This window comes from Teichococcus deserti (genome assembly GCF_001982615.1).
GTDB lineage: Bacteria > Pseudomonadota > Alphaproteobacteria > Acetobacterales > Acetobacteraceae > Pseudoroseomonas > Pseudoroseomonas deserti.
Genome location: NZ_MLCO01000114.1, coordinates 1 through 24,435 on the forward strand (window position 1 = coordinate 1; position 24,435 = coordinate 24,435).

Annotated in this window: 19 protein-coding genes; 9 read left to right on the plus strand and 10 right to left on the minus strand. The window is 72.4% G+C overall.

Annotated elements, in window-relative coordinates:
• Window positions 1-231 precede the first annotated feature (231 nt).
• The 3 genes from BKE38_RS13465 to BKE38_RS13475 all read right to left on the minus strand — a co-directional run bounded on the left by BKE38_RS13465 (window position 232) and on the right by BKE38_RS13475 (window position 2,900).
• Window positions 232-960, minus strand: coding sequence for a pyridoxine 5'-phosphate synthase (locus tag BKE38_RS13465; protein ID WP_083747532.1), 729 nt, complete (start codon window positions 958-960; stop codon window positions 232-234).
• Between the two features lie 5 nt (window positions 961-965).
• Window positions 966-1,955 carry a 4-hydroxythreonine-4-phosphate dehydrogenase PdxA gene (gene pdxA / locus BKE38_RS13470; protein ID WP_076957828.1) on the minus strand — a complete coding sequence of 330 codons (990 nt, stop codon included), beginning with the start codon at window positions 1,953-1,955 and terminating at the stop codon, window positions 966-968.
• Between the two features lie 81 nt (window positions 1,956-2,036).
• Window positions 2,037-2,900: a neutral zinc metallopeptidase gene (locus BKE38_RS13475; RefSeq protein WP_083747530.1), complete on the minus strand. Its 864-nt coding sequence runs from the start codon at window positions 2,898-2,900 to the stop codon at window positions 2,037-2,039.
• Window positions 2,901-3,169: 269 nt separating this feature from the next.
• On the opposite strand from BKE38_RS13475, the gene BKE38_RS13480 reads away from it, so the two are divergent.
• From BKE38_RS13480 to BKE38_RS13515, 8 genes are read left to right on the plus strand one after another with little or no spacing between them, the layout of a single operon-like run.
• Window positions 3,170-3,949, plus strand: a complete 780-nt coding sequence (locus BKE38_RS13480) for an IclR family transcriptional regulator (RefSeq protein ID WP_076957830.1) — start codon at window positions 3,170-3,172, stop codon at window positions 3,947-3,949.
• A 19-nt stretch (window positions 3,950-3,968) separates the two neighbouring features.
• A complete protein-coding gene (locus BKE38_RS13485) occupies window positions 3,969-7,814 on the plus strand; it encodes a hydantoinase B/oxoprolinase family protein (RefSeq protein WP_076957831.1) in 3,846 nt (1,281 codons plus the stop codon).
• A gap of 30 nt (window positions 7,815-7,844) precedes the next feature.
• Complete coding sequence (locus tag BKE38_RS13490; RefSeq protein ID WP_076957832.1) at window positions 7,845-9,404, plus strand: ABC transporter substrate-binding protein; 1,560 nt, start codon at window positions 7,845-7,847, stop codon at window positions 9,402-9,404.
• A 16-nt stretch (window positions 9,405-9,420) separates the two neighbouring features.
• Window positions 9,421-10,428 (plus strand): ABC transporter permease, encoded by a 1,008-nt coding sequence (locus tag BKE38_RS13495; RefSeq protein WP_076957833.1) that lies wholly within the window; start codon window positions 9,421-9,423, stop codon window positions 10,426-10,428.
• The gene (locus BKE38_RS13500; RefSeq protein WP_076957834.1) at window positions 10,425-11,276 is read left to right on the plus strand and encodes an ABC transporter permease; all 852 of its coding nucleotides are present in this window, start codon (window positions 10,425-10,427) and stop codon (window positions 11,274-11,276) included. The genes BKE38_RS13495 and BKE38_RS13500 overlap by 4 nt, the downstream gene beginning before the upstream one ends.
• Window positions 11,276-12,286, plus strand: coding sequence for an ABC transporter ATP-binding protein (locus tag BKE38_RS13505; protein WP_076957835.1), 1,011 nt, complete (start codon window positions 11,276-11,278; stop codon window positions 12,284-12,286). The genes BKE38_RS13500 and BKE38_RS13505 overlap by 1 nt, the downstream gene beginning before the upstream one ends.
• Window positions 12,286-13,110 (plus strand): ATP-binding cassette domain-containing protein, encoded by an 825-nt coding sequence (locus BKE38_RS13510; protein WP_076957836.1) that lies wholly within the window; start codon window positions 12,286-12,288, stop codon window positions 13,108-13,110. The genes BKE38_RS13505 and BKE38_RS13510 overlap by 1 nt, the downstream gene beginning before the upstream one ends.
• A 32-nt stretch (window positions 13,111-13,142) precedes the next feature.
• The gene (locus tag BKE38_RS13515; protein WP_076957837.1) at window positions 13,143-14,210 is read left to right on the plus strand and encodes an AraC-like ligand-binding domain-containing protein; all 1,068 of its coding nucleotides are present in this window, start codon (window positions 13,143-13,145) and stop codon (window positions 14,208-14,210) included.
• A 54-nt stretch (window positions 14,211-14,264) separates the two neighbouring features.
• Here BKE38_RS13515 and BKE38_RS13520 read toward each other — a convergent pair whose 3' ends face one another.
• Genes BKE38_RS13520 through BKE38_RS32060 form a run of 4 tightly spaced genes read right to left on the minus strand, consistent with a single transcriptional unit; the run spans window position 14,265 to window position 20,945 of the window.
• The gene (locus BKE38_RS13520; protein WP_076957838.1) at window positions 14,265-17,189 is read right to left on the minus strand and encodes an NHLP bacteriocin export ABC transporter permease/ATPase subunit; all 2,925 of its coding nucleotides are present in this window, start codon (window positions 17,187-17,189) and stop codon (window positions 14,265-14,267) included.
• Window positions 17,190-17,194: 5 nt separating this feature from the next.
• Window positions 17,195-19,357: an NHLP family bacteriocin export ABC transporter peptidase/permease/ATPase subunit gene (locus BKE38_RS13525; protein ID WP_076957839.1), complete on the minus strand. Its 2,163-nt coding sequence runs from the start codon at window positions 19,355-19,357 to the stop codon at window positions 17,195-17,197.
• Between the two features lie 5 nt (window positions 19,358-19,362).
• Window positions 19,363-20,634, minus strand: coding sequence for an NHLP bacteriocin system secretion protein (locus tag BKE38_RS13530; protein ID WP_076957840.1), 1,272 nt, complete (start codon window positions 20,632-20,634; stop codon window positions 19,363-19,365).
• Window positions 20,631-20,945 (minus strand): hypothetical protein, encoded by a 315-nt coding sequence (locus tag BKE38_RS32060; protein WP_076957841.1) that lies wholly within the window; start codon window positions 20,943-20,945, stop codon window positions 20,631-20,633. Before BKE38_RS32060 ends, BKE38_RS13530 begins: the two co-directional genes overlap by 4 nt.
• Before the next feature lie 191 nt (window positions 20,946-21,136).
• On the opposite strand from BKE38_RS32060, the gene BKE38_RS33630 reads away from it, so the two are divergent.
• Window positions 21,137-22,063, plus strand: a complete 927-nt coding sequence (locus tag BKE38_RS33630; RefSeq protein ID WP_131829588.1) for a GNAT family N-acetyltransferase — start codon at window positions 21,137-21,139, stop codon at window positions 22,061-22,063.
• Here BKE38_RS33630 and BKE38_RS13545 read toward each other — a convergent pair.
• From BKE38_RS13545 to BKE38_RS32065, 3 genes are all read right to left on the minus strand, one after another.
• On the minus strand, window positions 22,015-22,464 hold the full coding sequence (locus tag BKE38_RS13545) for a cupredoxin domain-containing protein (RefSeq protein ID WP_076957843.1): 450 nt from the start codon (window positions 22,462-22,464) through the stop codon (window positions 22,015-22,017). The two genes, BKE38_RS33630 and BKE38_RS13545, sit on opposite strands and share 49 nt — an antisense overlap.
• Complete coding sequence (gene glpK / locus BKE38_RS13550; RefSeq protein WP_076957844.1) at window positions 22,464-23,981, minus strand: glycerol kinase GlpK; 1,518 nt, start codon at window positions 23,979-23,981, stop codon at window positions 22,464-22,466. Before glpK ends, BKE38_RS13545 begins: the two co-directional genes overlap by 1 nt.
• 63 nt (window positions 23,982-24,044) lie before the next feature.
• On the minus strand, window positions 24,045-24,435 hold a 391-nt coding region (locus BKE38_RS32065; protein ID WP_165694181.1), incomplete at its 5' end, for a Ros/MucR family transcriptional regulator.

The window sequence follows — 24,435 nt, forward strand, 5'->3', positions numbered from 1 at the left end:
TTTGGGCGCTGGCGCGCGGCCGCGGCCGCGCGCCAGCGCCCAAAGCGGTCCTGCCCCTCGCGGCATGGCTAGGCTGCGTCCGGAAGAAGGACAGGACGTGCCGCGAGGCTTTCCGACGTCACCACGCCTCCCTCCGCCCGCGGCCCGCCGGGGATCGGCCGTGCCCTGCGTTGTCTGCAACAGACTGCACTGTTGCGATATCGATACGCAATGCCCGTGAAGGTGGTGTTTTTAGACGATGCGGGACCGGCCCTCGGCGATCGCGCCACGCATGCGCGCGACGGCGCCCGGCAAACCCTCGAAAATCGCAGCGCCGATCAGGAAATGGCCGATGCTGACCTCGACCACCTGCGGAATGGCGGCGATGCCGATCACGCTAACGTAATCCAGCCCGTGCCCGGCATGACAGGACAATCCGGCGGCCTCCGCGGCGCGCGCACCCTCGGCCAGCCGCGCCAGCAGCGGCGCGCGGGCTTCCGGCGCGGCGTCCGCATAGGTGCCGGTGTGCAGTTCCACCGCCTGCGCGCCGAGCCGGGCGCAGGCCTCGATCTGCGCCGCGTCCGGCTCGACGAAGATCGAGACCTCGACGCCTTCGCCGGCCAGCCGCCGGATCGCCTCGCCGAGTTCGGGGCCGGCGCGCAGCACGTCGAGCCCGCCTTCCGTCGTCAGCTCCTGCCGCTTCTCCGGCACGATGCAGCAGGCGGCCGGCCGCAGCGATGCGCAGAGCCCGACCATCTCCTCGGTCGCCGCCATCTCGAAGTTCAGCCGCAGCCCGGGCTCGGCATGGATGCGCCGCAGATCCTCGTCGCGGATATGGCGGCGATCCTCGCGCAGATGGAGGGTGACGCCGTCGGCGCCGGCGGCCAGGCTGGTGCGCGCCGCCTCCAGCGGGCAGGGGAAGCGGCCGCCGCGGGCGTTGCGCAGGGTGGCGACGTGGTCGACATTGACCGAGAGGCGCAGCGGCTTCACGCGGGCTTCCTTTCCAGGCGATGCGCGGCGAGCTCGGCCGCGAGACGGAGGGCGGCGACCAGGCTGCCGGCATCGGCGCGGCCCTGGCCCGCGATGTCGAGCGCGGTGCCATGGTCCGGGCTGGTGCGCACCACGCCGAGATTGAGCGTGACATTGACGCCGCCGGCCATGTCCAGCGTCTTCACCGGGATCAGCGCCTGGTCGTGATACATGCCGAGCGCCACGTCGTAGCCGGCGCGGGCATGCGGGGTGAACAGCGTGTCCGCCGGGAAGGGCCCGCGCGCGTCGATGCCCGCGGCGCGCAGCTGCGCGATGGCGGGGGCGATGATGTCGCGATCCTCGAGCCCCATGGTGCCGGCCTCGCCGGCATGCGGGTTGAGGCCGCAGAGCGCGAGGCGGGGTGCGGCGATGCCGAAGTCGCGCGCCAGCCCCGCCGCCGTCGCCCGCGCCACGGCGACGATCTTTTCCGATGTCAGGTCGTCGATGGCGCTCTTCAGCGACTGGTGGATGGTCACCGGCACGGCGCGCAGGCCGGCCGCGGCCAGCAGCATCACCGGCGGGCCCTCGCCCGGGGCCAGCGCCGCCAGGAACTCGGTATGGCCCGGATAGGCGAAGCCTGTCGCGGTGAGCACGGATTTCTGGATCGGGTTGGTCACCACCGCCGACGCCGCGCCGGATCGCGCCAGCGCCACGGCGCGCTCGATCGCGGCGATGACGGCGGGCGCGTTGCGCGGGTCGAGCCGCCCCGGGATGGCGGTGGCGGCCAGCGGCAGCGGCAGCACCGGGATGGCGGCGGGGAAGACCGCGGCGGCCCCGGCCGGATCGGCGATCTCCCGCCAGGGCGCGTCGCCCAGCAGCGCCGGATCGCCGACGTAGAAGAACACAGGCCCGTCCTGCCGCAGCGCCGTCCAGGCACCGACGGAGATCTCGGCGCCGATGCCGGCGGGTTCGCCCATGGTGAGGGCGAGGGGCGAAGTCAGGGGCATGGCAGGACCCGGTCCAGGCGAGGCAACCCGCCCATGGGCGACCCCGCCGCCGCTTTCGTCAAGCGGCAGCGCGCGGAAAAATCAGGGCAGGCCGGAAAATGTGTCGCAGGCGGCGAAGTCGCCCCGCTGCAGCCCGGTGCGGAACCACTGGGCGCGCTCGGCGGCGGTGAGCGGCGCCGGCGCCTGCGGCACCACGGCGGCGGAGGCCGGCTCGGCCGCGGGGGGCGCGGCAGCGGGCGGCGCGGGCCGGGCGGCGTCGTCGCGCATGGCGGCGAAGGCGGCTTCCTGCGCCGCGGTGTCGGCCATGCCGGGGACCAGGCTGCTGGTCTTGGCCCAGAGCCCGGCGAAGCAGTCGGCCTGCAGCTCGACCCGGCGGCGCAGGCTGTCGGCGCCCTCGGCCTCAGGCAGGCGCGCCTGCAGCCCGCGCACCAGGTCGAGGATGCCGAGCTGCTGCTGCACGTGATGCCCGACGGCATGCGCCAGCAGCAGCGCGACGGTCATGCCGCCGCCGTTGCCGCCACTGCCCTGGCCGAGCCTCGCCTGGCGGTCGAGGTCGACATAGATGCGCGCATCCGCGGTGCAGTAGAACAGGCCCGAGGGCGCCGGCGCGCCGTCGCAGGCGGTGGGCGCGATGCCGTTGGCGAAGATCGGCGCGGCCGGCTGGAAGGTGCGGCCCAGCAGGCGGAACTGCGCCGTCCAGCTGCGCGTCGTCTCCTCCAGCAGGCGGGTGGCGAAGTCCTGCTCGGCGGCGCCCCCCTTGGCGGGCGGTGCCGCGGGCGCGGCGGCCTGCGGCGCGGGCCCGGCGTCGCTGCGGAACAGCCCGACGATTCCCCAGACCGCCAGCACCGGCACCGCCAGCACGATGACCAGAAGAACGATCTGCACCGGCAGGCGCAGGCTGTACCAGATATCCGCACCCCGGCGTAACGCGCCATCCAACCGCATCGGTCATCCCCATCGGTCGCCCAGGCGTCGACCCCCGCAGCAGGCCATGGCGGGCCACAGGGCAGGGGTCAAGGTGCTTTCGCAACCCGCTGTCTGCGGCGCTGCACAGGAAGCGGGCAGGTTGCAGGAGACTGCCGTGCTGCGGTGCAGCGAGGGTCGGTTTGCCGCATTTCAAAGCGGCAAGGTGGCGTCAACAGGCTTGCGGCCGCCGTCGCCTCTGCGTAGCGTTTCACTTACAGGAACCGTTGTTCCACTTATTGGAACCGCCCATGACGACCTTGTCCACCGCCGGCCAGGTGCTGCGCTGCTTCTCAGCCCGTCGCCAGGAACTGACCGTGACCGAGGTCGCGGAGCTGCTGTCGCTGCCCAAGAGCAACGTCTCCCGCCTGCTGCGGGCGATGCGCGAGGCCGGCTTCCTGGAAAGCGTGCCCGACAGCCGCGGCTACCGCCCCGGCATCCTGATGTTCGAGCTGGGCCACAGCTATCGCCGGGATTCGGCGCTGGTGGCGCGCGCCCATGCCGCGGTCGGCCGGGTCAGCCGGCAGTTCGGCCATAGCGGCTATGTCAGCCTGCGTGACGGCGGCGACGTGATCGGCCTCACCTTTCACGAGGGCAGCCGCATGCTGCGCGTTGGCACGCCGGTCGGCCAGCGCCTGCCGGCCTTCGCCGCCGCCTCCGGCCGCTCGCTGCTGGCCCGGCTGCCGGACGAGGAGGTGCGGCGGCTCTATCCCGCGCCGCTGGCGCCGCCCAGCCCCAACGCGCCGCAGGACATGGCGGAGCTGCTGGCCCGCCTCGACGCCGTGCGCCGCGAGGGCTTCGCCACGGCCTGCGACGAGAGCAATCCCGGCGTCGGCAGCATCGCCGTCGCGGTGGGCGGCCGGCAGCCCGGCGAGGATGCCTGCCTCTGCATCGTCTATCCCCTGAGCCTGGTCGACGGCACCGAGCGCGAGCGCATGGTCGCCGCCCTCCTGGCCGAGGCCCGCGAGATCCAAGCCAGGCCTGGCGCCGTGGCGCCCGAGCGCGCTGGCCTGCGCAGCGCCGCTGCCTGAAGACTGTCGAGGAAGCCCGATGAACACGCCTCTCACCACCGCCACCTCGAGCCACCGTTGGCGCATCGGCTTCGACATCGGCGGCACCTTCACCGACTTCATCCTGTATGACGCGGCCGAGGGCAGCGTCCGGCTGCACAAGCGCCTGACCACGCCGCACGACCCTTCCGAGGCGGCGCTGCTGGGCCTCGAGGAGCTGGTGGCGATGGCCGGCCTGCGCCTCGGCGATGTGGGCGAGATCCTGCACGGCACGACGCTGGTCACCAATGCGGTGATCGAGCGCAAGGGCGCGCGCCTTGGCCTGATCACCACCGCCGGCTTCCGCGACATCCTGGAGATGGGCACGGAGCAGCGCTACGACATCTATGACCTTTTCCTCGGCTTCCCCGAGCCGCTGGTCTCGCGCGAGCTGCGCCGCGACGTCCCCGAGCGGATGGACCGCGACGGCAATGTCGTCGATGCGCTGGATGAAGACGCCGTCCGCGCCGCCCTGGCGGACATGCTGGCGGAAGGGGTCGAGGCGGTCGCTGTCTGCTTCATCAATGCCTATCGCAACCCGGCGCATGAGGCCCGCGTCGGCGAGATCGCCCGCGCCGAATTTCCCGAGCTCGCCGTCTCGCTCTCGGCCGAGGTCGTGGCGGAGATGTGGGAATACCAGCGCTGCGTCACCACCTGCGCCAATGCCTATGTGCAGCCGCTGATGGACCGCTACCTGAAGAAGCTGGAGCGCGAGCTGGCTGCCCGTGGCTTCGCGGGCGCGCTGCGGCTGATGCATTCGGCGGGCGGGCTGGTCTCGCCGGCGACGGCGCGGGCCTTCCCGATCCGGCTGCTGGAATCCGGCCCGGCCGGCGGCGGCCTGGCCACCGCCCTGTTCGGCCGGCTGGCGGGCAAGGACGACGTCATCTCCTTCGACATGGGCGGCACCACCGCCAAGGCCTGCATGATCGAGGGCGGCCGCGTCGAGATCGCGCCGATGCTGGAGGCGGGCCGCGTGCACCGCTTCAGCAAGGGCTCCGGCCTGCCGATCAAGGCGCCGGTGATCGACATGATCGAGATCGGCGCCGGCGGCGGCTCGATCGCGCAGATCGACGCGGTGGGGCTGCTGAAGGTCGGGCCGCATTCGGCCGGCTCCGACCCGGGCCCGGCCTGCTACGGCATGGGCGGCGTCAAGCCCACCGTCACCGACGCCAACCTGGTGCTGGGCTACTACGATCCCGGCTTCTTCCTCGGCGGCCGCATGGCGCTGGATCGCGACGCCGCGGTCCGCGCGGTGGAGACGGTGGCAGCGCCCCTGAAGCTCGACGTGATGGAGGCCGCCTGGGGCATCCACAAGGTCGTGGTCGAAAGCATGGCCGCCGCCGCCCGCGTGCATCTGGTGGAAAAAGGCAAGGATCCGCGCAGCTACGCCATGGTCGGCTTCGGCGGCGCCGGCCCGGCCCATGCTGCCGATGTCGCCCGGGCGCTGGGCGTGCGCGAGGTGATCATCCCGCCGGCCTCGGGCGCCGCCTCGGCGCTGGGCTTCCTGGCCGCACCGCTTTCCTTCGAGCTGGCCCGCTCGCTGCCGGTGGAGTTCTCGGAAGGCTTCGACGCCACGCTGGTCAACGGCGTGCTGGACGCCATGGCCAATGAAGGCCGCGCCCGGCTGCTGGAGGCCGGCGTCGACCCCGCCGCCATCACCATCGAGCGCAGCGCCGACATGCGCCTGGTCGGGCAGATGCACGACATCAACGTGCCGCTGCCCGCCGGCACGGTCGATGCCGGCAGCCTGGCCGCGATCCGCGCCGGCTTCGCCGCCACCTATGCCGCGCGCTACACCTCGGTCTATGAGGGCGCCCGGCTGGAGGCGATCAATTTCCGCGTCCGGTGTGTGGGACCGGAGCCGGTGCTGTCGCTGACCGGCGCGGTCGGCGGCGGCGATGCCTCCTCCCGCGTCAAGGGAAGCCGCCGCGCCTGGTTCGAGGGCGGCTGGCAGGAGGCGGTGGTCTATGACCGCTACGCCCTGGTCGCCGGCGACCGTATCGAAGGCCCGGCGATCATCGAGGAGCGTGAATCCACCACCATCGTCCCCCCCGGCGACGTGGTCGATGTCGATGCCGGCCTGAATCTCCGCATCGCCACCGCGGCGGCCAGCCAGGGGACCGCGCTGATCACCGCCGGCATGCCGCTGGAGGAAGCCTGCGCCCGCATCGAGGCCGACCCGATCGCGCTGGAGATCATGTGGTCCCGCCTGGTGACGGTCGTGGAGGAGATGTGGCTGACGGTCTGCCGCACCGCCTTCTCGCTGGTCATCTCGGAGAGCCAGGATTTCGCCTGCGAGCTGCTCGACCCCGAGGGCGAGACGCTGGCCCATTCGCCACGCGCCATGCCGGTCTTCAACCTCTGCCTGCCGCGGGCGGTGAAGGCGCTGCTGGAAAAATACCCGGCCGAGCAGATGCAGCCGGGCGACGTGCTGATCACCAACGATCCCTGGCTCTGCGCCGGGCATCTCTTCGACATCGCCATCGTCACGCCGGTCTTCGCGGACGGCAAGGTGGTCGGGCTGATGGGCACGGTCGGCCATGTCTCCGACATCGGCGGCACCAAGGATTCGCTGAAGGCGCGCGAGATCTTCGAGGAGGGGCTGCAGATCCCCCCGATGAAGCTGTTCGAGGCGGGGCGGCCGAGCGAGGCGCTGTTCACCCTGATCCGCGAGAATGTCCGCAATCCCGACCAGGTGCTGGGCGACATCCATTCTTTCGTCGCCGCCAACCGCCTGGGCGCCGAGCGGCTGCTGGCCTTCATGGGCGATTACGGCATGCGCGACCTGCGCGCGCTGGCCACCGTGGTGCAGGGCCGCTCCGAACGCGCCATGCGCGACGCCATCGCCGCCCTGGAAGACGGCGTCTACGAGGCCGAGATCCGCAACAACCCGCTGGGCGAGGTGCTGCGCTATCCGCTGAAGCTGACCGTCGCGGGTGAAGAAATCCACCTGGACTTCGCCGGCGCGCCGCCGCAGCTGCCGCAGGGCGGGCTGAACTGCACGCTGAACTACACGGCGGCGCATGCGACCTATCCGCTGAAATGCATGCTGACGCCGGGCGTGCGGGGCAATGCCGGCTGCTACCGCCCCTTCAGCGTCGAGGCGCCGGAAGGCTCTGTCCTCAATGCGCGCCGCCCGGCCGCGGTGAACATGCGCACCCGCACCGGCTGGTATCTGGCGCCGAATATTTTCCGCGCGCTGGCCAAGGCGGCGCCGGACAAGGTGCAGGCCAATACCGGCCTGCCGATGGCCGCCTATGTCTATGGCCAGGACGCCGAGGGCCGCACCTATTCCGACATGCTGTTCATTGGCGGCGGGCAGGGCGCTTCCTCGGCGCGGGACGGCAAGTCGGGGCTGCTCTGGCCGACCAGCGCGTCCAACACCTCCATCGAATTGTTCGAGGCGCGCGTGCCGGTCATCGTGCTGGAGAAGACGTATCTCGCCGACAGCGGCGGCCCGGGCGAGCATCGCGGCGGCCTCGGCCAGCGCGTGCGGCTGCGCAAGCTGCGCGAGGACGGGCTGGTCAGCTTCGTCTCGGTCTATCCCGAGGGCGTCGGCAATCCGATCGACGGGCTGTTCGGCGGCCAGGCCGGGCGCGGCGCGCGGGGCCGGGTGCTCGATGCGGCGGGCGGCGTGCTGGAGGATTGCGGCACCGGCCGGCTCGTGCAGGTGCAGGGTCCGGCACAGATCGTCGAGATCTGCATCAGCGGCGGCAGCGGCTATGGCGATCCGGCGAAGCGCGCGCCGGAAGCCCTGGCGCGCGACCGCCGCCTGGGCCTGGTCAGCGACGAAGGGGCCGCGCAGGATTACGGCGCGGCGGTGGGGCAGCAGGCGGTGCCGGCCTGACGCAGGCGGCGCGCGAAGGGGGATCTGAGCATGACCGACATGACGAGGCGCGGCATCCTGGCCGGCAGCGCGGCCGCCGCGGCCCTGCTGCTGGTTGGCGAGGGGGCGATGGCCCAGTCGCGCCGCATCCTGGTGCTGACGAGCAACCAGGACATCCCGAATTTCGACCCGCATCTGGCCTCGGGCTATTCCACGGCCTGGATGATGCGCAACGTCTATGATTCGCTGGTGCGGGTCGAAGGCAATCCGCCGAAGCCGGCGCCGCTGCTGGCGGAATCCTGGACCATCTCGCCGGACGGCACCGAATACGTCTTCAAGCTGAACCCGGCCGCCAGGTTCAACGACGGCTCGCCGGTCGATGCCGCCGCCGTGGTCTATTCCTTTGAGCGCATCCTGCGCCTGAACCGCGGCAATGTCTGGATGATCGCCGGCATCGTGAAGCCCGGCAGCATCGAGGCGGTGGATGCGCAGACCGTGCGCTTCCGCCTGGCCACCGCCTTCGTGCCCTTCCTGCAGGTGCTGCCCTGGATCTGGATCGTCAACCCGCGCCAGGTGGAGGCCAACAAGGGCAGCGATGACGGCCAGGCCTGGCTGCGCGCCAATGTCGCGGGCTCCGGCGCTTTCGCGGTTCGCCGCGCCGAGCCGGGCAATCTCTATGAGCTGGAGCGCGTCGCCGGCAATTGGCGCCAGGGCGGCGGCAACCTCACCGGCGCCATCTGGAAGATCACCCGCGAGACGGCGACGCAGCGGCTGATGATCCAGCGCGGTGAGGCGCAGATCGCCCTCGACTTGACCAGCGAGGACATGGACACGCTGAAGAACCGCCCCGGGGTCGACCTGCTGATCGAGCCGGAATACCGCACCTTCCAGATCAAGATGAACACCCGGCACGGCGCCACGATGGACGCCAATCTGCGCCGGGCCATTTCCTGCGCCTTCAACTACCAGGCGATGCTGGACGTCGCCGGCTATGCCGATCTGATGACCGGCCCGCTGCCGGAGAGCATCGACGGCTTTGACAAGACGCTGCAGCCCTGGCGCACCGACCTGGCGCGGGCGAAGGAATTCCTGGCCAGGTCGGCGCATCCGAATGGCGGGATCAAGCTGACCATCACCCATGTTTCGGGGCTGGAGCAGCAGCGGCGCTGGGCGCTGGTGCTGCTGGACAGCCTGCGCGCGCTGAACATCGAGCTGGAGATCCGCTCGGCGATCTGGCCGGATCTGGTCGCCTCCTGCCGCTCGCCGGAGACGCTGTCGGACTTCTTCCCGGTCTATCAGACGGCCAATTACGGCGACGCCGACAACCTGGCCTATGCCGGCTATCACTCGTCGCGCAACGGCAACTGGCAGAACCCGGTCTACAGCAATCCGAAGGTCGATGCGCTGATCACCAGCGCCCGCGCCGAGGCCGATCCGGAGAAGCGCCGCGCGCTCTACGCCGAGTTCCAGCGCACGGTCATGGAAGACGCCTGCGACATCTTCGGCGTGCTGGAGCGGCGCAAGCTGGCGCTGCGCAACACGGTGAAGGGCTTCGCCTTCACCCCCGTCGCGTCCAACGCGCCGGAGCTCTTCCCGCTGTCGCTCGGCTGATCGCGGGGTCCGCCGCATGATCCGCTATATCCTGCGGCGGCTGCTGCTGCTGGTGCCGGTGCTGGTCGGGCTGTCGATGCTGGTCTTCACCATCGCCCGGCTGCTGCCCGGCGATCCGGTGCGGCTGGCGGCCGGACCCAACGCCACGCCCGCCGACATCGCTTCTGTGGCCAAGGAGTTCGGCCTCGATCGGCCGTTGCTGGCGCAGTACTGGGACTATGCGACCGGGCTGCTGCGCGGCGATTGGGGCGTCTCGATCTTCAGCCGCCGCCCGGTGCTTGAGGATCTTTCCACCTATCTGCCTGCCACGCTGGAGCTGGTGCTGGCGGCGATGATCCTGGCGGTGGCCATCGGCATTCCGGCCGGGCTGATGGCGGCGGTCTATCGTGACCGCTGGCCGGATTTCCTGTCGCGCGCGGTGTCGCTCGGCGCCATCTCCATGCCGCGCTTCTTCCTGGGACTTCTGTTCCAGCTGGGCTTCGCCATGTGGCTGGGCTGGCTGCCGCTCTCGGGCCGCTTCCCGCTGACCGAGGATCCGCCAAGCGCCATCACCGGTCTGCTGACGATCGATGCGCTGCTGTCCGGCAATTTCCACGCGCTCGGCATCGCCCTGCAGCATTTGGCGCTGCCGGCCATCGCCATGTCGCTGTCGCCGCTGGCCACCATCACGCGGATGATGCGCGCCTCCACCATCGAGGTGCTGCAGCAGGACTATGTCACCACCGAGCGCGCCCTCGGCCTGTCCCGGGGAAAAATCCTGTTCAAGTATGTGCTGAAGAACGCGGTCTCGGCGACGCTGACCGTCATCGGCCTGTATTTCGGCTGGCTGCTGGGCGGCACGGTGCTGGTGGAGACGGTGTTCGACTGGCCCGGCCTCGGCCTCTACGCCACCCAGGCGGTGCTGACCCAGGATTTCATGCCGATCATCGGCGTCACGCTCTGCATCGGAACGCTCTTCGTGCTGGTCAATCTGCTGGTCGACCTGGTCTATGGCCTGCTGAACCCGCGGGTGCGGCTGCGATGAGCGAGCGCCTGCGCCGCGGTCTCTACCGCTTCCGCCGCAGCTGGGTCTCTGTCCTCGGCCTCGGCATCGTTTGTCTTCTCCTCCTCATCGCGATCCTGGGTCCGGCGATCGTGCCGCATCCGGAGCATGTCGCAGGGCTGGTGCAGACCGGCACGCGCTTCCAGCCGCCTTCCGCCGCCTGGTGGTTCGGCACCAACGAGGTCGGCCAGGACGTTTTTTCTCTCACCCTGGCGGGGACCCGGGTCTCGCTGCTGGCGGGGATGGCGGTGGTCATCGTCGGCGCCGTCATCGGCGTCTTCGTCGGCGCCATCGCCGGCTTTTTCGGCGGCTGGCTGGATGAAGGGCTGATGCGCCTCTCCGACCTGATGCTGACCGTGCCCAGCCTGATCCTGGCCATGGCGGTGGCCGCGGCCCTCGGCCCGGGGACGGGCAACATGATCTTCGCCATCGCGCTGTCCTGGTGGCCCGGCTATGCCCGGCTGGTCCGCGGCGAGGTCATGGCGAAGAAGGAAGAGCAGTTCGTCACCGCGGCGCGCGCCATGGGGGCGGGGTCAGGGCGGCTGCTGCGGCGGCATGTGCTGCCCAACATCGTCTCGCCGGTCATCGTCAAGATGTCGCTCGACATGGGCTTTGCCATCCTGACCGTCGCCTCGCTGGGCTTCGTCGGCATCGGGGTGAAGCCGCCGACGCCGGAATGGGGTTCCTTGCTGTCGGTGGCCCGCGCGAACATGCCGGATTATTGGTGGACGGCGATCTTCCCCGGGCTGGCGATCTTCCTGGCGGTCTTCGGCTTCAACCTGCTGGGCGACGGCCTGCGCGACCTGCTCGACCCCAAGGCGCGCCGCTGATGGCATTGTTGGAGATCCGCGACCTGCACCTGCACATGCGCTCCTTCGACGGCGAGGCGCATGTGCTGAACGGCATCGACCTGACCGTCGACCGCGGCGAGATCTGGGGCATCGTCGGCGAGACCGGCTGCGGCAAGTCGCTGACCGGCCTATCCGTCTCGAGGCTGGTGCCGACGCCGCCGGCCCGCTATGCGCGGGGGGCGATCCGGCTGGATGGCGAGGACCTGCTCGCCGCTGACGAAAAGCGGCTGCGCGCGCTGCGGGGGCGACGGATCGGCATGATCTTCCAGGATCCGACCACCAACCTGAACCCGGTCTTCCGCGTCGGCGAGCAGCTGCTGGACGTGGCGCTGCATGCCGGGCGGTCGGACCCTTCGCTGCTGGGGCTGGCGCCCGGCGCCTCGGGGCGGGCCTTGAAGCGGGCGGCGCGCGAGCTGTCGCTGGCCATGCTCGACCGCGTCGGCATTCCCAATCCTGCGGCGCGGCTGGACGACTATCCGCACCAGTTTTCCGGCGGCATGAAGCAGCGCGTGCTGATCGCCATGGCGCTGATCGGCCGGCCCGACCTGCTGATCGCCGACGAGCCGACCACGGCGCTCGACGTCTCGGTGCAGGCGCAGATCCTGCGGCTGATCCACGAGCTGGTGCGCGAGCACCAGCTGGGGGTGATGTTCATCACCCACAATCTGGGCGTGGTGGCGCAGCTCTGCAGCCATGTGGCGGTGATGTATGCCGGCAATGTCGTCGAGGCCGGGCCGGTGCGCGACGTGCTGAAATCGCCGCGCCACCCCTATACCAATGCGCTGCTGGCGGCGCTGCCCACGGCCGGGACGGCGCGCGGCGCGCTGCAGGGGCTGGCGGGGACGGTGCCCTCGCTGCTGACGCCGCCGCCCGGCTGCCGCTTCTTCAACCGCTGCCCGCGCGGCGAGCCCGGCTGCACTGCCGCCACCCCGCCGCTGGTCGGGCCGGAGGGCGGCCATCGCGTCGCCTGCCCGGTGGTGCTGCGCTGATGCTCGAGGTCGAAGGCGTCTCCAAGATCTATGGCGGCGAGCGGCGCGGCTTCTTCGGCCGGGCGCCGCAAGTCCATGCGTTGTCCGACGTTTCTCTTTCTGTTCGTCGCGGCGAAAGCTTCGGTTTGGTCGGTGAAAGCGGTTCGGGCAAGACGACGCTGACCCGCTGCCTGCTGCGACTGGAAGAAGTCTCGGCAGGGACGATCCGCTTCGACGGCGATGACATCGGCAGGCTCTCCGCGGCCGGGCTGCGGGCGTTGCGGGCGCGGGTCGGCATCGTCTTCCAGGACCCCTATGCTTCGCTGAACCCGCGGATGAGCATCGCCGACATCGTCTGCGAGCCGATGGAAATCCATCGCGCCCGCCTCGGCCTCGACGGGCGCGGGCGGCGCGACCGGGCGGCGGAGCTGCTGGAGCGTGTCGGCCTCGGCCCGCAGCATCTGGGGCGCTTCCCGCATGAATTCTCCGGCGGGCAGCGGCAGCGCATCGGCATCGCCCGCGCCCTGGCGACGGGGCCGGATTTCCTGATCCTGGACGAGCCGACCTCGGCGCTCGACGTCTCGGTGCAGGCGCAGGTGCTGAACCTGCTGCACGACCTGCAGGCGCAGCTGGGCCTCACCTACTTCTTCATCAGCCACGACCTGGGCGTCATCCGCTATGTCTGCGACCGCGTCGCGCTGATCTATCGCGGCCGCCTGGTCGAGGTGGGCGCGACCGAAGCCGTCTTCCAGAACCCCGCCAGCGACTATGCCCGCAGCCTGATCGCCGCCATGCCGGACCCTGACCCGGACCGGTCCCCCTTCGGTCCGCGCTTCCCCGGCTGACAGGGGGGCGCGGGCGTGTATTCTCGCACCCCATGCCCGCGCCCGACGCCTCCATCGACCTCGCCGCCTTTCCCTCCGCCGAGGGGGGCGCGATGCATTTCAGCGGCCAGGCGCTGGGCGCGCCGGAAGAGGCCTTCTGGGCCTGGCGCCGCATCGCCGGCATCTTTTTCGACGTCGCCCTGCCAGGCCCCGAGGCCATGGCCGGCTTCGCCGCCGAGATGGAAAGCCACAACCTGGGCGGCGTGGTGATCGGCCGCATCGCCGCCAGCGCCCAGGTCTTCCGCCGCAGCGCCTTCACCATCGCCCGCACCGGCATGGACCACTATCTGGTGCAGCTGTATCGCCGCGGCGGCTATGCCGGGCTCGCCGGCGACCACAAGGTGCTGGTGCGCGCCGGCGACACCAGCATCCTCGACATGGCGCAGACGGTGCACACCGAGGCCAGCGACTTCGAGAACATCACCCTCGTCATGCCGCGCGCCAGCCTGGCGCCGCTGGTGCGAAGGGCGGAGGCGCTGCACGGCGTGGTGCTGGGCGGCGACACGCCGCTGGGGCGGCTGCTGGCGGACCATCTGGTGGGGTTGCAGGAAAGCGCCGCCCAGCTCAGCCAAGCCGAGGCGCAGCCGCTGATCCAGGCCACCGCCATGCTGGTCGCGGCCTGCGCCAGCCCCTCGATCGCGGCACGGGCCGAGGGGCAGGAGACGGTGCATGCGCCGTCCCTGGTGCTCATCCGCCGCTTCATCGAGGGCAACCTGGCCTCCCCCGCGCTGTCGCCGGAATTGCTGACGAAGCAGTTCGGCGTGTCGCGCCCGACGCTGTACCGGCTGTTCGAGCCCTATGGCGGCGTCGCCAGCTATATCCGCCGCCGCCGCCTGGACCGCTGCTTCCAGGAGATCACCGCCCCGGTCGCCGAGCGCCGCCGCATCGCCGAGATCGCCTATGGCTGGGGATTCCGCAACGAGGCGGCCTTCAGCCGGTCATTCCGCGAGGCCTTCGGCATGTCGCCGCGGGAGGCGCGGCTGGCCCGCGCGTCCCGCCCCGCCGGGGTGCCCGGGGGGGAGGGGGTGCCGGCGACGACGGATTGGATTAGGCGGTTGTGACCTGCTGGATGACAGGGGTGGGATGCCTGAGACAGGCAATGATCGGAACAAAATTCACACCAACTGCCTTTCCGCCAACTCCCTGAACACCCCCCCACGCTCCATCAGCTCGCTGAAAGACCCACTCTCCACGATCCGCCCGTCCTTCATCACCAGGATCCGGTCCGCATGCACCACCGTCGACAGGCGGTGGGCGATGACCAGGCGGGTGGCGTTCAGCCGGTCCAGGCTTTCGGTCACCACCGCCTGGGTCCGGTTGTCGAGGGCGCTGGTCGCCTCGTCCAGCAGCAGGATGCGCGGCCGCGCCACCACCGCGCGGGCCAGCAGCACGCGCTGCACCTGCCCGCCCGACAGGGTGCTGCCGGAATCCGAGATCACCGTCTGCATCCGCATCGGCATGGCGCGGATGTCCTCGGCCAGGCCGACCTGCTCGGCGGCGGCCCAGGCCTCGGCCTCGGTCAGGTGCAGGTTGGGGCCCAGGATATTCTCCAGCAGCGACCCCGGCAGCAGCCGCCCGCCCTGCAGCACCACGCCCAGCTGCCGGCGCAGCGCCTGCGGGTCCAGCCCCTGCAGGTCCTGCCCGTCATAGAGCACGGCGCCCGATTGCGGCGCCTCGAAGCCCAGCAGCAGCCGCAGCAGCGACGACTTGCCGCTGCCCGACGGCCCGACGACGGCGACATATTCCCCGGCGGCGATGCTGACGGAAAGATCGTCGAACAAGGCGGGCGCGTCGGGGGCGTAGCGGAAGGTCAGGCGGCTGACCTCGATGGCGCCGGAGATACGCCCCGGATCGGCGCGGCCGCCGCCGGTCTCCGGCACCGCCTGCAGGATCGGCGCGGCATAGGCATAGACCGGGCGCAGCCCCGCGATCTGCACGGCCGTCGCCATCATCGCCGTCAGCCCGCCCAGGCACTGGCTGAAGGCGTTGAGGAACCCCAGCAGCGCGCCCAGCGCCAGCCCGTTGCCCGCCGCGCCGGCGCCCGGGGCCAGGCCCAGCGCATGGATGGCGGCGAAGAGGGCGGCGGTGGCCAGCGGCAGGCCTAAGCCGTTCAGCAGCTCGGCCAGGCTTTGCGTCTGCTCGGCCAGGAAGCGCTGCCGGGCCAGACGCGCCTGCAGCCGCGACCAGCGCAGGAAGGCGCGGTGCTCGGCGGCGGCCAGGCGCAGCTTGGCGATGCCGGTGGCCAGCTGCAGCAGCAGCCCGGCGCTGTCACCGGCCAGCCGCACCACGTCGCGCTCCTGCCGCAGCCGCAGCCAGCCCAGCAGCACGCCCGGCACCAGCAGCACGGCCAGGCAGGCCAGCGCCACCAGGGTGAGGGCCGGCGAGTACCAGGCCATGATGCCGAGCGAGATCAGCGCCAGCACGCCGGTCAGCAGGCTGCCCACCATGGCGCCGCCGACCGCCTGCTGGATCGCCTGGATGGCCAGCGCCCGCTTGGCTAGCACGCCGGCATTGTGGTCGCGGAAGAAGCCCATCGGCAGGCGCAGCAGCCGGTCCAGGATGGCGGCCTGCAGCCGGGTGCCGGCATGGCCTTCCATGCGCAACGCCGCGATCTGCACGGCATAGCGCAGCAGCAGCATGACCCCCGCCAGCAGCCCCAGCACCAGGCCGAGCTCGACCAGCTTCGGCAGGTCATAGGCGGGGATGACGGTGTCGACCAGCACGCCGGTGGCCAGCGGCAGGCCGAGGTTGAGCGCCCCCGCCGCCGCCCCCAGCCCCAGCATGGTGGCCGCCTCGCCGCGGCCCCAGTCCAGCACGCGGCCGATGATGGAGAAGCCCGACAGCGGCCGGGCGGGCAGCGGCAGGGTCAGGCTCTGCGCCGCGCCGCCCAGCCTGGCGGCGTCGCGGGCCGACAGCGCCGAGACCGCCCCCGAGACCGGGTCATAGACGCGCCAGCCGCCGCGGAAGCGCCGCGGCAGCAGGGCCAGCGGCGGCGCATTTTCTTGTAAAAGCAGCAGCGGCCCGGCATCCCGCCGCCACCAGCCCTCTTCCAGCTGCACCAGGCGGGCGCGGATGGCGTTTGCGCGCAGGATGTCTTCCAGGGTCGGCGGCTGCAGCGCGCCATGCAGGCGGCGGGGCGGCGGCGGCGCCAGCGTGCCGCCCAGCGCCGCCACCACGACCCCCACGGCGCGCAGCAAGGGGTCGTCGCTGTCGCCCTGCGCCGCCTCGGCGGGCGCGGCGCGGTCGGCCAGGGGGGCCGCCAGCCGGTCCAGCGCGGCGCGGCCGGCGGAGAGATCGGCCTCCGCCCGGGCGCGCAGCCGGTTGGCCTCGTCCACCGCCGCCAGCCGCAGGTTCAGCGGCAGGAGCTCTAACAGTTGCCGGTGCAGGGTCTCGAGCCCGGCCCAGGCCTCGCCGGTCGCCAGCGCGGCGGCGGTGTCGCGGCTGTCGAGTGGCGCGGCGCGGGTCAGCTCCAGCCAGGCGCCGGCGGCCAGCGGCAGGGTCTCGCCCTGCTCGACCTCGCCGGTGTCGAGGAAGAAGCCGGGGGCAGGCAGGGTGACCCAGCCCAGCCCCTGGGCGCAGCCGAGCCGCTGCCCGGGCTGCGGATCGATCCGCTCGCCGGGGCGGAACTGGCCGGCCAGGCGCGGCCGCGGGGCGATGGGGCGGGCCATGGCCAGCGACATCTCGCGCGCCCAGGCCTCGACGGGGGCGGCCAGCGGCGGCTGCTCGGGCAGGGCGCGCAGGGCGTCCAGCGGCAGCCGCCCGATGACGCTGCCGACCTGGCCCACCGCCAGCAGCCCGACCGGCGCCGGCAAGTCGCTGCCGTCGATGCCGAAGAGCAGCCCGCCTTTCGGGACGGAAAACAGGTGCTGGCGCAGCCCGGCCGGCTTGCCGTCTTCCAGCGGCACGAGGAACAGCTCGACCTCGCCCTCCAGCACCAGCCAGGCGCTGCCGGGGTCTTCCAGAACCAGAGGAAGATTGCCGGCGATCGGGCGGATCTCGCCGTGCCGGTGCGCCAGCTCGATCAGGGCAGGGCTCGGCATCGGCGTCAGGCCTCGATCAGCTGGGCATAGGCGCCGCCGGCGGCCAGCAGCGTCTCATGCGTGCCGCGCTCCAGCACCTTGCCGCGGTTCATGACGATGATCTCGTCGCAGTCGCGGATGGTCGACAGGCGATGCGCGATGATCAGGCAGGCGCAGCCGCGGCGGCGCAGATTGTCCATGATCCGCTTCTCGGCGATCGGGTCGAGGGCGCTGGTGGCCTCGTCCAGCACCAGCAGGCTGGGGCTGGCGACCAAAGCGCGGGCGATTTCCAGCCGCTGCCGCTGGCCGCCGGAGAAGTTGCGGCCGCCTTCCTCGACGGCGCCGTCATAGCCGCCGGGGCGGGCGACGATGGTGTCGTGGATCATGGCGTCGCGCGCCGCGGCGGTGATGGCGGCCTCGGGCATGGTGTCGTCCCAGAGGGCGATGTTGTCGCGCAAGGTGCCCTCGAACAGCACGATGTCCTGGTCGACCACCGCCAGGCTGTCGCGCAGCAGGCGGCGGGGCAGGGCGCCGAGCGCCGTGCCGTCCAGCCGGATCTCGCCCTGCCAGGGCTGGAACAGCCCGGTGACCAGCCGCCCCACCGTCGACTTGCCGCTGCCCGAGGGCCCGACGAGCGCCACCCGCGCCCCCGGCACCAGCTCGAGGGAAAAATCCTCGATCAGCGGCGGCTCCAGCGGCGAGTAGCCGAAGCTGACGCCGGTCAGCGACAGCGCCCCGCTCAGCCGCTGCTTCCGGCCGTCGACCTCCTCGAAGCCGGCGAACTCGGGCGCCTCGGGCTGCAGAAGAACATCCTCCAGCTGGTCGACGACGCCGCGGGCGGATTGCAGCTGCACCGCGCTCAGCATCAGCAGCCGCAGCGGCACCGCCATGCCTGCCTGCAGCAGCTGGAAGGCGACCAGCGTGCCGAGCGTGATCTGCCCCTGCATCACCAGCCAGCCGCCCAGCAGCAGCACCAGCGCCGCGCCCAGCTGCGCCAGGAAGTCGGGCAGGGTGACGAAGCCGGCCGAGAGCCGCCCGGTCTCCTGCTGCTGGCTGGCGACCAGGGCATGCTGCCCGGCCCAGGCGGTGAAGAAGGGGCCGTCGGTGCCGGTGGCCTTCAGGCTTTCGATCAGCTGCAGCCCCAGCATGGTCTTGGCGCCGAGCTTCACCTGGTCCAGCGCCGCCTTCTGCTCGCGCGCCTCGATCTGCCGGCGCGACAGCAGGAACAGCGCCAGGTTGCCGCCCGCCGCCAGCGCCGCGACCAGGGTCAGCGCTGGGCTGTAGAGCAGCATGGCGGCCAGGAAGACCAGCACGCCCAGGCCCTCGGCCAGCAGCACCGCCAGGTCGCGCGCGGCATGCTGGCCGAGCGCTGTCGTCAGCTCCGCCCGGCTGCCGATGCTGCCGGCATAGCGCTGGGTGAAGAAGGGGATCGGCAGCCGCAGCATGCGCCAGACGAAGCGCGCCGAGGCGGAAAGCGTCACCCGCGTCGCCAGCCGCCGCACCACCAGGCCTTTCAGCCAGGCCAGGCCGCCCTGCAGCAGCGCCAGGCCGACGAAGCCGGCGACCAGCCATTCCAGCCAGTCCGCCTGCCCCTCCAGCAGATACTGGTCGATGAAGATGCGGGTGAAGGCCGGCAGCAGGATGGCCGCCAGCACCAGGCCGAGCCCGGCCAGCGCCACATAGGCCATGGCGCTGCGCCCGCCCGCCAGCTGCGACCAGAGCCGCTTGGCGATGCCCGGCGGCGCGCCTTCGCGGCGGAATTCCGGACCGGGGGTGAAGGTCAGCACCACCCCGGAATAGATCGCGTCGAATTCCTGGTCCGAGACGACGCGACGGCCGCCCGCGGGGTCGTTGAGAAAGACGCGCCCCTTCGAGAAGCCTTCGAGGACCATGAAGTGGTTCAGGTTGACGAAGACGATCGCCGGCTTCGGCACCGCCCTCAGCGCGTCCAGCTCGTAGCGGAAGCCGCGCGCCTCCAGCCCGTAGCGGCGGGCGGCGCGCACCACATTGCCGGCGCGGCTGCCATCGCGGGAGACGCCGCAGGCCTGCCGCAGCTCGGCCAGCGGCACCCAGCGGCCATGCGTCGCCAGCACCATGGCCAGGCAGGCGGCGCCGCATTCCACCGCCTCCAGCTGCAGGATGGTCGGGCTGCGGCGGCGGCCGGCGTCGGGGGGTGTCGCGGTGGCCATGGCGCTCAGCGCAGGCCGAGCCGCGCCAGCAGCGTCTCGGCCTCGGGCAGCAGCAGGGCGATCAGCGGGATGTCGTCGACGACGATGCGGCCCTCGGCCGGGGTGCCGTTGCCGATGGCGAGCTCCGGCCCGCTGCCGGTCGACCAGCGATAGCCCGAGGGCGTCGCCGCGTCGCGCGCCAGCCGGACGGTGGCCTGCACCGGCGCGCCCTGCCGGGTCAGCTGCTCGACCAAAGCGGAGTTTCGCAACGTTCGCTGGATGCCTTCCCGCGTCGCTGCGATCGGCGAGACCGACAGGATTTCCCCTTCGATGAAGCCGTCGCGCTGGACGCGGATGGTGGAAGGGATGACCTGCACCCGCATCCCCGGCCGCACCCGCTTGCCATCGGCCGGCGGCACATAGAGCAGCCCGACCAGGCTGTCCGCCTCGCTCGCGCTGCCGGCCAGGAAACGCAGCACCGGGGCGCCGGCCTCGATCCGCTCGCCGGGATTGGCGACCTGCTCGACCAGCAGCCCTTCGGCCGGGGCCAGCACCTGGCCGCGGCGGGCGAGCTCGGCCTCGGTCCAGGCGATCTCGCGCGCGACGGCCGCGCGGCGGACGCCGAGATCGAGCAGCTCGCGGGCGCCGCGGATGCGCTCCGCCTCCGCCTCGGCGGCGATCTGGACCAGGGCGGCCTCGGCCTCGCTGCGCTGGCTCTGCACCTCCTGCGCCTGCTGCCGTGCTGCCAGGAAGCGCTCGCGGGTGCCCAGGCCGCGGGCGAAGAGGCCCTGCTGGATGCTGGCCATCTCGGCCATGGTCGCTTCCAGCGCGGCCAGCGCGGCGCGGCGCTCGCGCAGGCTCTGCTCGCGCGCGCCAGCGAGGCGGCCGCGCGCCGCCGCCTCGCCGTCAAGGAAGGCGCGGATGCGGGCCTCCTGGTCGTCCAGCGTTGCCGCCTCGGTGCGGCGGCGCGACAGGTCGGCCTCCAGCTCCGGCTGGTCGAGCAGCGCCACGGGCTGGCCCGCGGCGACCCGCTCGCCGGGCAGGGCCAGCAACTGCCGCAGCCGCCCGGTCGCCGGCGCCACCACGTCGCCGACGCCGCCGGCAGACAGCAGCACGCCCTGCGCCACGGTCTTCACCGCGGCGGTGGAGAGGAAGCTCCAGGCCAGGCCGGCCAGCAGCAGGGCGACCATCAGCACCAGTGCCGGCCAGGCGAGCGAGGGGGTGACGCGCAGGACGCGGTCGAGCTGCTCGGGGCTGGGCGGCCGGACCAGCCCCGCGCTGCCGAAGCCGCCGCTCAAAGCCCGGGCCCGGCCGGCTGGCCCAGGCAGCTCAGCATGAAGTCGAATTCCGAAAGCCCGGCCTGCTGCCCGCCGCTGACGCCGTCCAGTGCCTCGACCGACAGCTCGCCGCTGGCCGGGAATTCCTCGCGCAGGCGGCGGACATGGCTGCGGATCTCGGCGGCGCTGGTGGCGATGCCGTGGCGCGCGCCGATGCGGTCCAGCAGCTCGGCCGCCGCATCCAGGTCGCGCAGCCCGGCCAGGCCCGCCGCCGCCTCCGGCTGCTCGGCGAAAAGCTGGCGGAAGCTGGCCATGACGTCATCCGGTCGCATCGCGCGCCCTCCTTCGGCCGACTCGCTGGGCGGCCGCCGCATGCTAGCCTGGGCGGGGCCGCACCGCTCCGCCACCCGGCTCAGAGTTTTTGCCGGACGTTGCAAAATTACGGCGGATGCATCTCAAAACGCCAGGGGGCGGCGGCAATAAGCCTTCACCGTGGCCGGGCCGCCATGGCATGGGGCAGAGCATGTGGCCGACTTCCTTCTGCCGTCCCGAACAGGCCTGGGCCGGGCTGCTGCCGCCGCCGCTGGTGGCGACGCTGCGGCACCGGCTGGCGCTGGCCGGCGCGCCGCCGATGGCGCTGCGTGTCGCCTTCCTGGGCGGCACCGCCGGCGGCGCCCTGGCCGTGCCGCTGGCCCATGGCGGGGTGGAGCTGCTGTGGATGGGGGTGCGCGCCGGGCTGCGCCGCCGCGGCATCGGAAGCGCGCTGCTGCGCGGGCTGCGCGTCGCCCTGCCGTCGCGGCCGCTGGAGGCGCGCTGGACCCCGCCCGAGGACGGCCCCGACGCCTTCGGCGCGCTGCTGGCCGCGGCCGGCGGGGTGGCGCGTCCGGCGGGGCTCTCCGTCAGCCTGTCGCCCGGCTTCGCATCGCACCGGCTGGCGACGCTGCTGGCGCGGCTGCCGCCGCCGGCGGGGGAGCTCTGCGACTGGGCCGGGCTCAGCCCCGCTTCGCAGGCCGGGCTGCGCGCCGCGCTGGACCGTGCGGCGGTGCCGAGCGGACTGGACCCGTTCCAGCTGGCGCCGGCCTGCGCGCCGGAGCTCAGCCTGGCCTGGCGGGTGGAGGGGCAGGTGCTGGCCTGGGCGATGGCGGCCTGGACCGCGCCGGACCGGGTCTGGGTGCATGCGGTCTACGGCCTGGGCGCCGGGCGGCGGGCACCGCAGACCCTGCCGCTGCTGGTCGCCCTGCTGCGGCGCCAGGCGATCCGCGCGCCGGAGGGCCGCTGCGGCTGGGAGACGCCGGACCATCAGGGGCCGATGCTGCGCTTCATCCGCCGCCGCGCCCTGGCGACGGGGGCGCGGCTGATGCCGCGGCTGCAGCTGCGGCTGGAACCCTGGGAAAGCCTGGCTCAGAGCGGGCAGGCGGGCCGCAGCACGGTGTCGCGCCAGCGGGCGTAGTCGTCCGCCGGTATCACTTTGACGTCCGGCGCCCCGGCCTCGCCGGCGAAGTCGCCGGGGGCGGAAGCGGGGACGGGAATGGTCGAGACCCGGCCGGGAATGGCGGCGGCGCGCAGCCCGAGCCCCGGCACCCTCCAGTCGTGAACCGCCGAAAGATCCTCGGTGCGGAGCAGGATCGGCGCCGCGCGGCCCTGCGGGAGCATCAGCGGGCCGGGCAGCGGGCAGGCCGGCCCCCCGGGGCGGGGATAGGCGATGCGCCAGCCGCGGGCGCCGGCGGTGACCTCGGCGGCGAAGGCGGTGGGCGCGGCCTGGCGGGCCAGCAGGTCATAGGCGTCGCGCGCCGGCTGGGCCTGGGCCAGGGCCGGCAGCGCCGCCAGGAGCAGCGCCCGGAGCCAGGCCATCAGCCGGGGCGCGACAGGGTGCGGCGGACGGCGTCGCACCAGCCGGCATAGGCGGCCTCGCGCGATGCCGGGTCGAGCGCCGGGGTGAAGCGGCGCTGCAGCCGCCATTGCACAGCGAAATCCTCCGGCGCCGGGCAGAGGCCGGATCGCAGCCCGGCCAGATAGGCGGCGCCGAGCGCGGTGGTCTCCTGCACCACCGGGCGGTCGACCGGGCGGTCCAGCATGTCGGCCAGGCTCTGCATGGTCCAGTCGGAGGCGGCCATGCCGCCATCGGCGCGCAGCACCTCGATCGCCTGGCCCCCGGCCAGCTCACTGGGTGCCAGGTCGCGATGCATCGCCTCCAGCAGGTCGCGGGTCTGGAAGGCGGTGGCCTCCAGCGCGGCGCGGGCGAAGTCGGCGGGGCCGGAATCGCGGGTCAGGCCGAAGATGGCGCCGCGCGCCTCGGCATCCCAATGCGGCACGCCGAGGCCGACGAAGGCCGGCACCAGGTAGAGGCGCCGGGCCGGATCGGCGGCCTCGGCCAGGCGGCTGCTCTCGGCGGCGCTGCCGATCAGCCCCAGCCCGTCGCGTAGCCATTGCACCGCGGCGCCGGCGACGAAGATGGCGCCTTCCAGCGCATAGGTTCGCTTGCCGTCGAGCTGGTAGGCGATGGTGGTCAGCAGCCGGTTCTGCGAGCGCACCGGCGCGTCGCCGGTGTTCAGCAAGGCGAAGGCGCCGGTGCCATAGGTCGCCTTGACCATGCCGGGGCGGAAGCAGGCCTGGCCGATGGTCGCCGCCTGCTGGTCGCCGGCGACGCCGCGGATCGGGATGGCGGCGCCCAGCATCGCCGGATCGGTGGTGCCGAACTCGGCGGCGCAGTCGCGCACCTCCGGCAGCATCTGTTCCGGGATGCGGAAGAGCGCCAGCATCGCCGGGTCCCAGGCGCCGGCCTGGATGTCGTAGAGCAGCGAGCGGGCGGCGTTGGTGGCGTCGGTGACATGGGCGCGGCCGCTGGTCAGACGCCAGATCAGCCAGGAATCGACGGTGCCGAAGGCGAGGCGCCCATGCTCGGCGGCGTGGCGGGCGCCGGCGACGTTGTCCAGGATCCAGGCGATCTTGGTCGCCGAGAAATAGGGATCGATCAGCAGTCCCGTGGTGGCCTCGACGGCGGCGGCATGGCCCTGCTGGCGCAGCGTGGCGCAGGCGGCGGCGGTGCGGCGGTCCTGCCAGACGATGGCGCGGTGCAGCGGCTGGCCGGAGGCGCGGTCCCAGACCAGCACGGTTTCGCGCTGATTGGCGATGCCGATAGCGGCGATTGTCTTCGGCGCGACGCCGGACCGGGCGATGGCCTGGCGCAGGGTGGCCAGGCTGGACTGGAACAGCTCTTCCGGATCGTGCTCGACCCAGCCGGGGCCGGGATAATGCTGGGCGATTTCCTGCTGCGCCATGGCCAGCGGCGTCAGGCCCGGCGTGTCGAACAGGATGCTGCGCGTCGAGGTGGTGCCCTGGTCCAGCGCCAGGATCAGCCCTTCGGTCATTCTCGTCCCCCCGTCTTCTCGCAGACCCCGTTGTTCCGGCTGCGGGCGCGGAAGGCAAGCCGGTCAGCGGCGGGAGAGGCTCAGCACGCTCTGGTGGATGCTGCGGATCAGCTCGGGCAGCTCGGCGGGCGCGACGGGGGTGCTGGCGACGAAGGCGGCGACCAGACGGGCGGTCTCGGCCCGGGCGGAAAGCGGCAGCACCGGAAGAAGCGGGGCCTGGAGATGCGAGGCGGGGAGCAGCGGGGCAGCGGGTTCGACCGGCTCTTCCTCGGGCTCCTCGACGTCGAGATCGCGGGGATCGAGATCTTCGGCATCGCGGTCATCGGCATCGGGATCGGCGGCGAGATCTTCGGGCTCGTCCTCGGCCGCGTCCTCGAGGGGCTCTGCGAAGGTGGCGAGGGCCGCCTCGGCTTCCGCGGGCTCCGGCTCGGCCTCGGGCTCCGGGGCGGTGGGC

Bases quoted from the DNA above. Each gene is read 5' to 3' on its own strand.
- pdxA (WP_076957828.1), bottom strand. From the start codon at position 1,955: ATGCCCCTGACTTCGCCCCTCGCCCTCACCATGGGCGAACCCGCCGGC.
- BKE38_RS13475 (WP_083747530.1), bottom strand. From the start codon at position 2,900: ATGCGGTTGGATGGCGCGTTACGCCGGGGTGCGGATATCTGGTACAGC.
- BKE38_RS13480 (WP_076957830.1), top strand. From the start codon at position 3,170: ATGACGACCTTGTCCACCGCCGGCCAGGTGCTGCGCTGCTTCTCAGCC.
- BKE38_RS13485 (WP_076957831.1), top strand. From the start codon at position 3,969: ATGAACACGCCTCTCACCACCGCCACCTCGAGCCACCGTTGGCGCATC.
- BKE38_RS13490 (WP_076957832.1), top strand. From the start codon at position 7,845: ATGACCGACATGACGAGGCGCGGCATCCTGGCCGGCAGCGCGGCCGCC.
- BKE38_RS13495 (WP_076957833.1), top strand. From the start codon at position 9,421: ATGATCCGCTATATCCTGCGGCGGCTGCTGCTGCTGGTGCCGGTGCTG.
- BKE38_RS13500 (WP_076957834.1), top strand. From the start codon at position 10,425: ATGAGCGAGCGCCTGCGCCGCGGTCTCTACCGCTTCCGCCGCAGCTGG.
- BKE38_RS13505 (WP_076957835.1), top strand. From the start codon at position 11,276: ATGGCATTGTTGGAGATCCGCGACCTGCACCTGCACATGCGCTCCTTC.
- BKE38_RS13510 (WP_076957836.1), top strand. From the start codon at position 12,286: ATGCTCGAGGTCGAAGGCGTCTCCAAGATCTATGGCGGCGAGCGGCGC.
- BKE38_RS13515 (WP_076957837.1), top strand. From the start codon at position 13,143: ATGCCCGCGCCCGACGCCTCCATCGACCTCGCCGCCTTTCCCTCCGCC.
- BKE38_RS13520 (WP_076957838.1), bottom strand. From the start codon at position 17,189: ATGCCGAGCCCTGCCCTGATCGAGCTGGCGCACCGGCACGGCGAGATC.
- BKE38_RS13525 (WP_076957839.1), bottom strand. From the start codon at position 19,357: ATGGCCACCGCGACACCCCCCGACGCCGGCCGCCGCCGCAGCCCGACC.
- BKE38_RS32060 (WP_076957841.1), bottom strand. From the start codon at position 20,945: ATGCGACCGGATGACGTCATGGCCAGCTTCCGCCAGCTTTTCGCCGAG.
- BKE38_RS33630 (WP_131829588.1), top strand. From the start codon at position 21,137: ATGTGGCCGACTTCCTTCTGCCGTCCCGAACAGGCCTGGGCCGGGCTG.
- BKE38_RS13545 (WP_076957843.1), bottom strand. From the start codon at position 22,464: ATGGCCTGGCTCCGGGCGCTGCTCCTGGCGGCGCTGCCGGCCCTGGCC.
- glpK (WP_076957844.1), bottom strand. From the start codon at position 23,981: ATGACCGAAGGGCTGATCCTGGCGCTGGACCAGGGCACCACCTCGACG.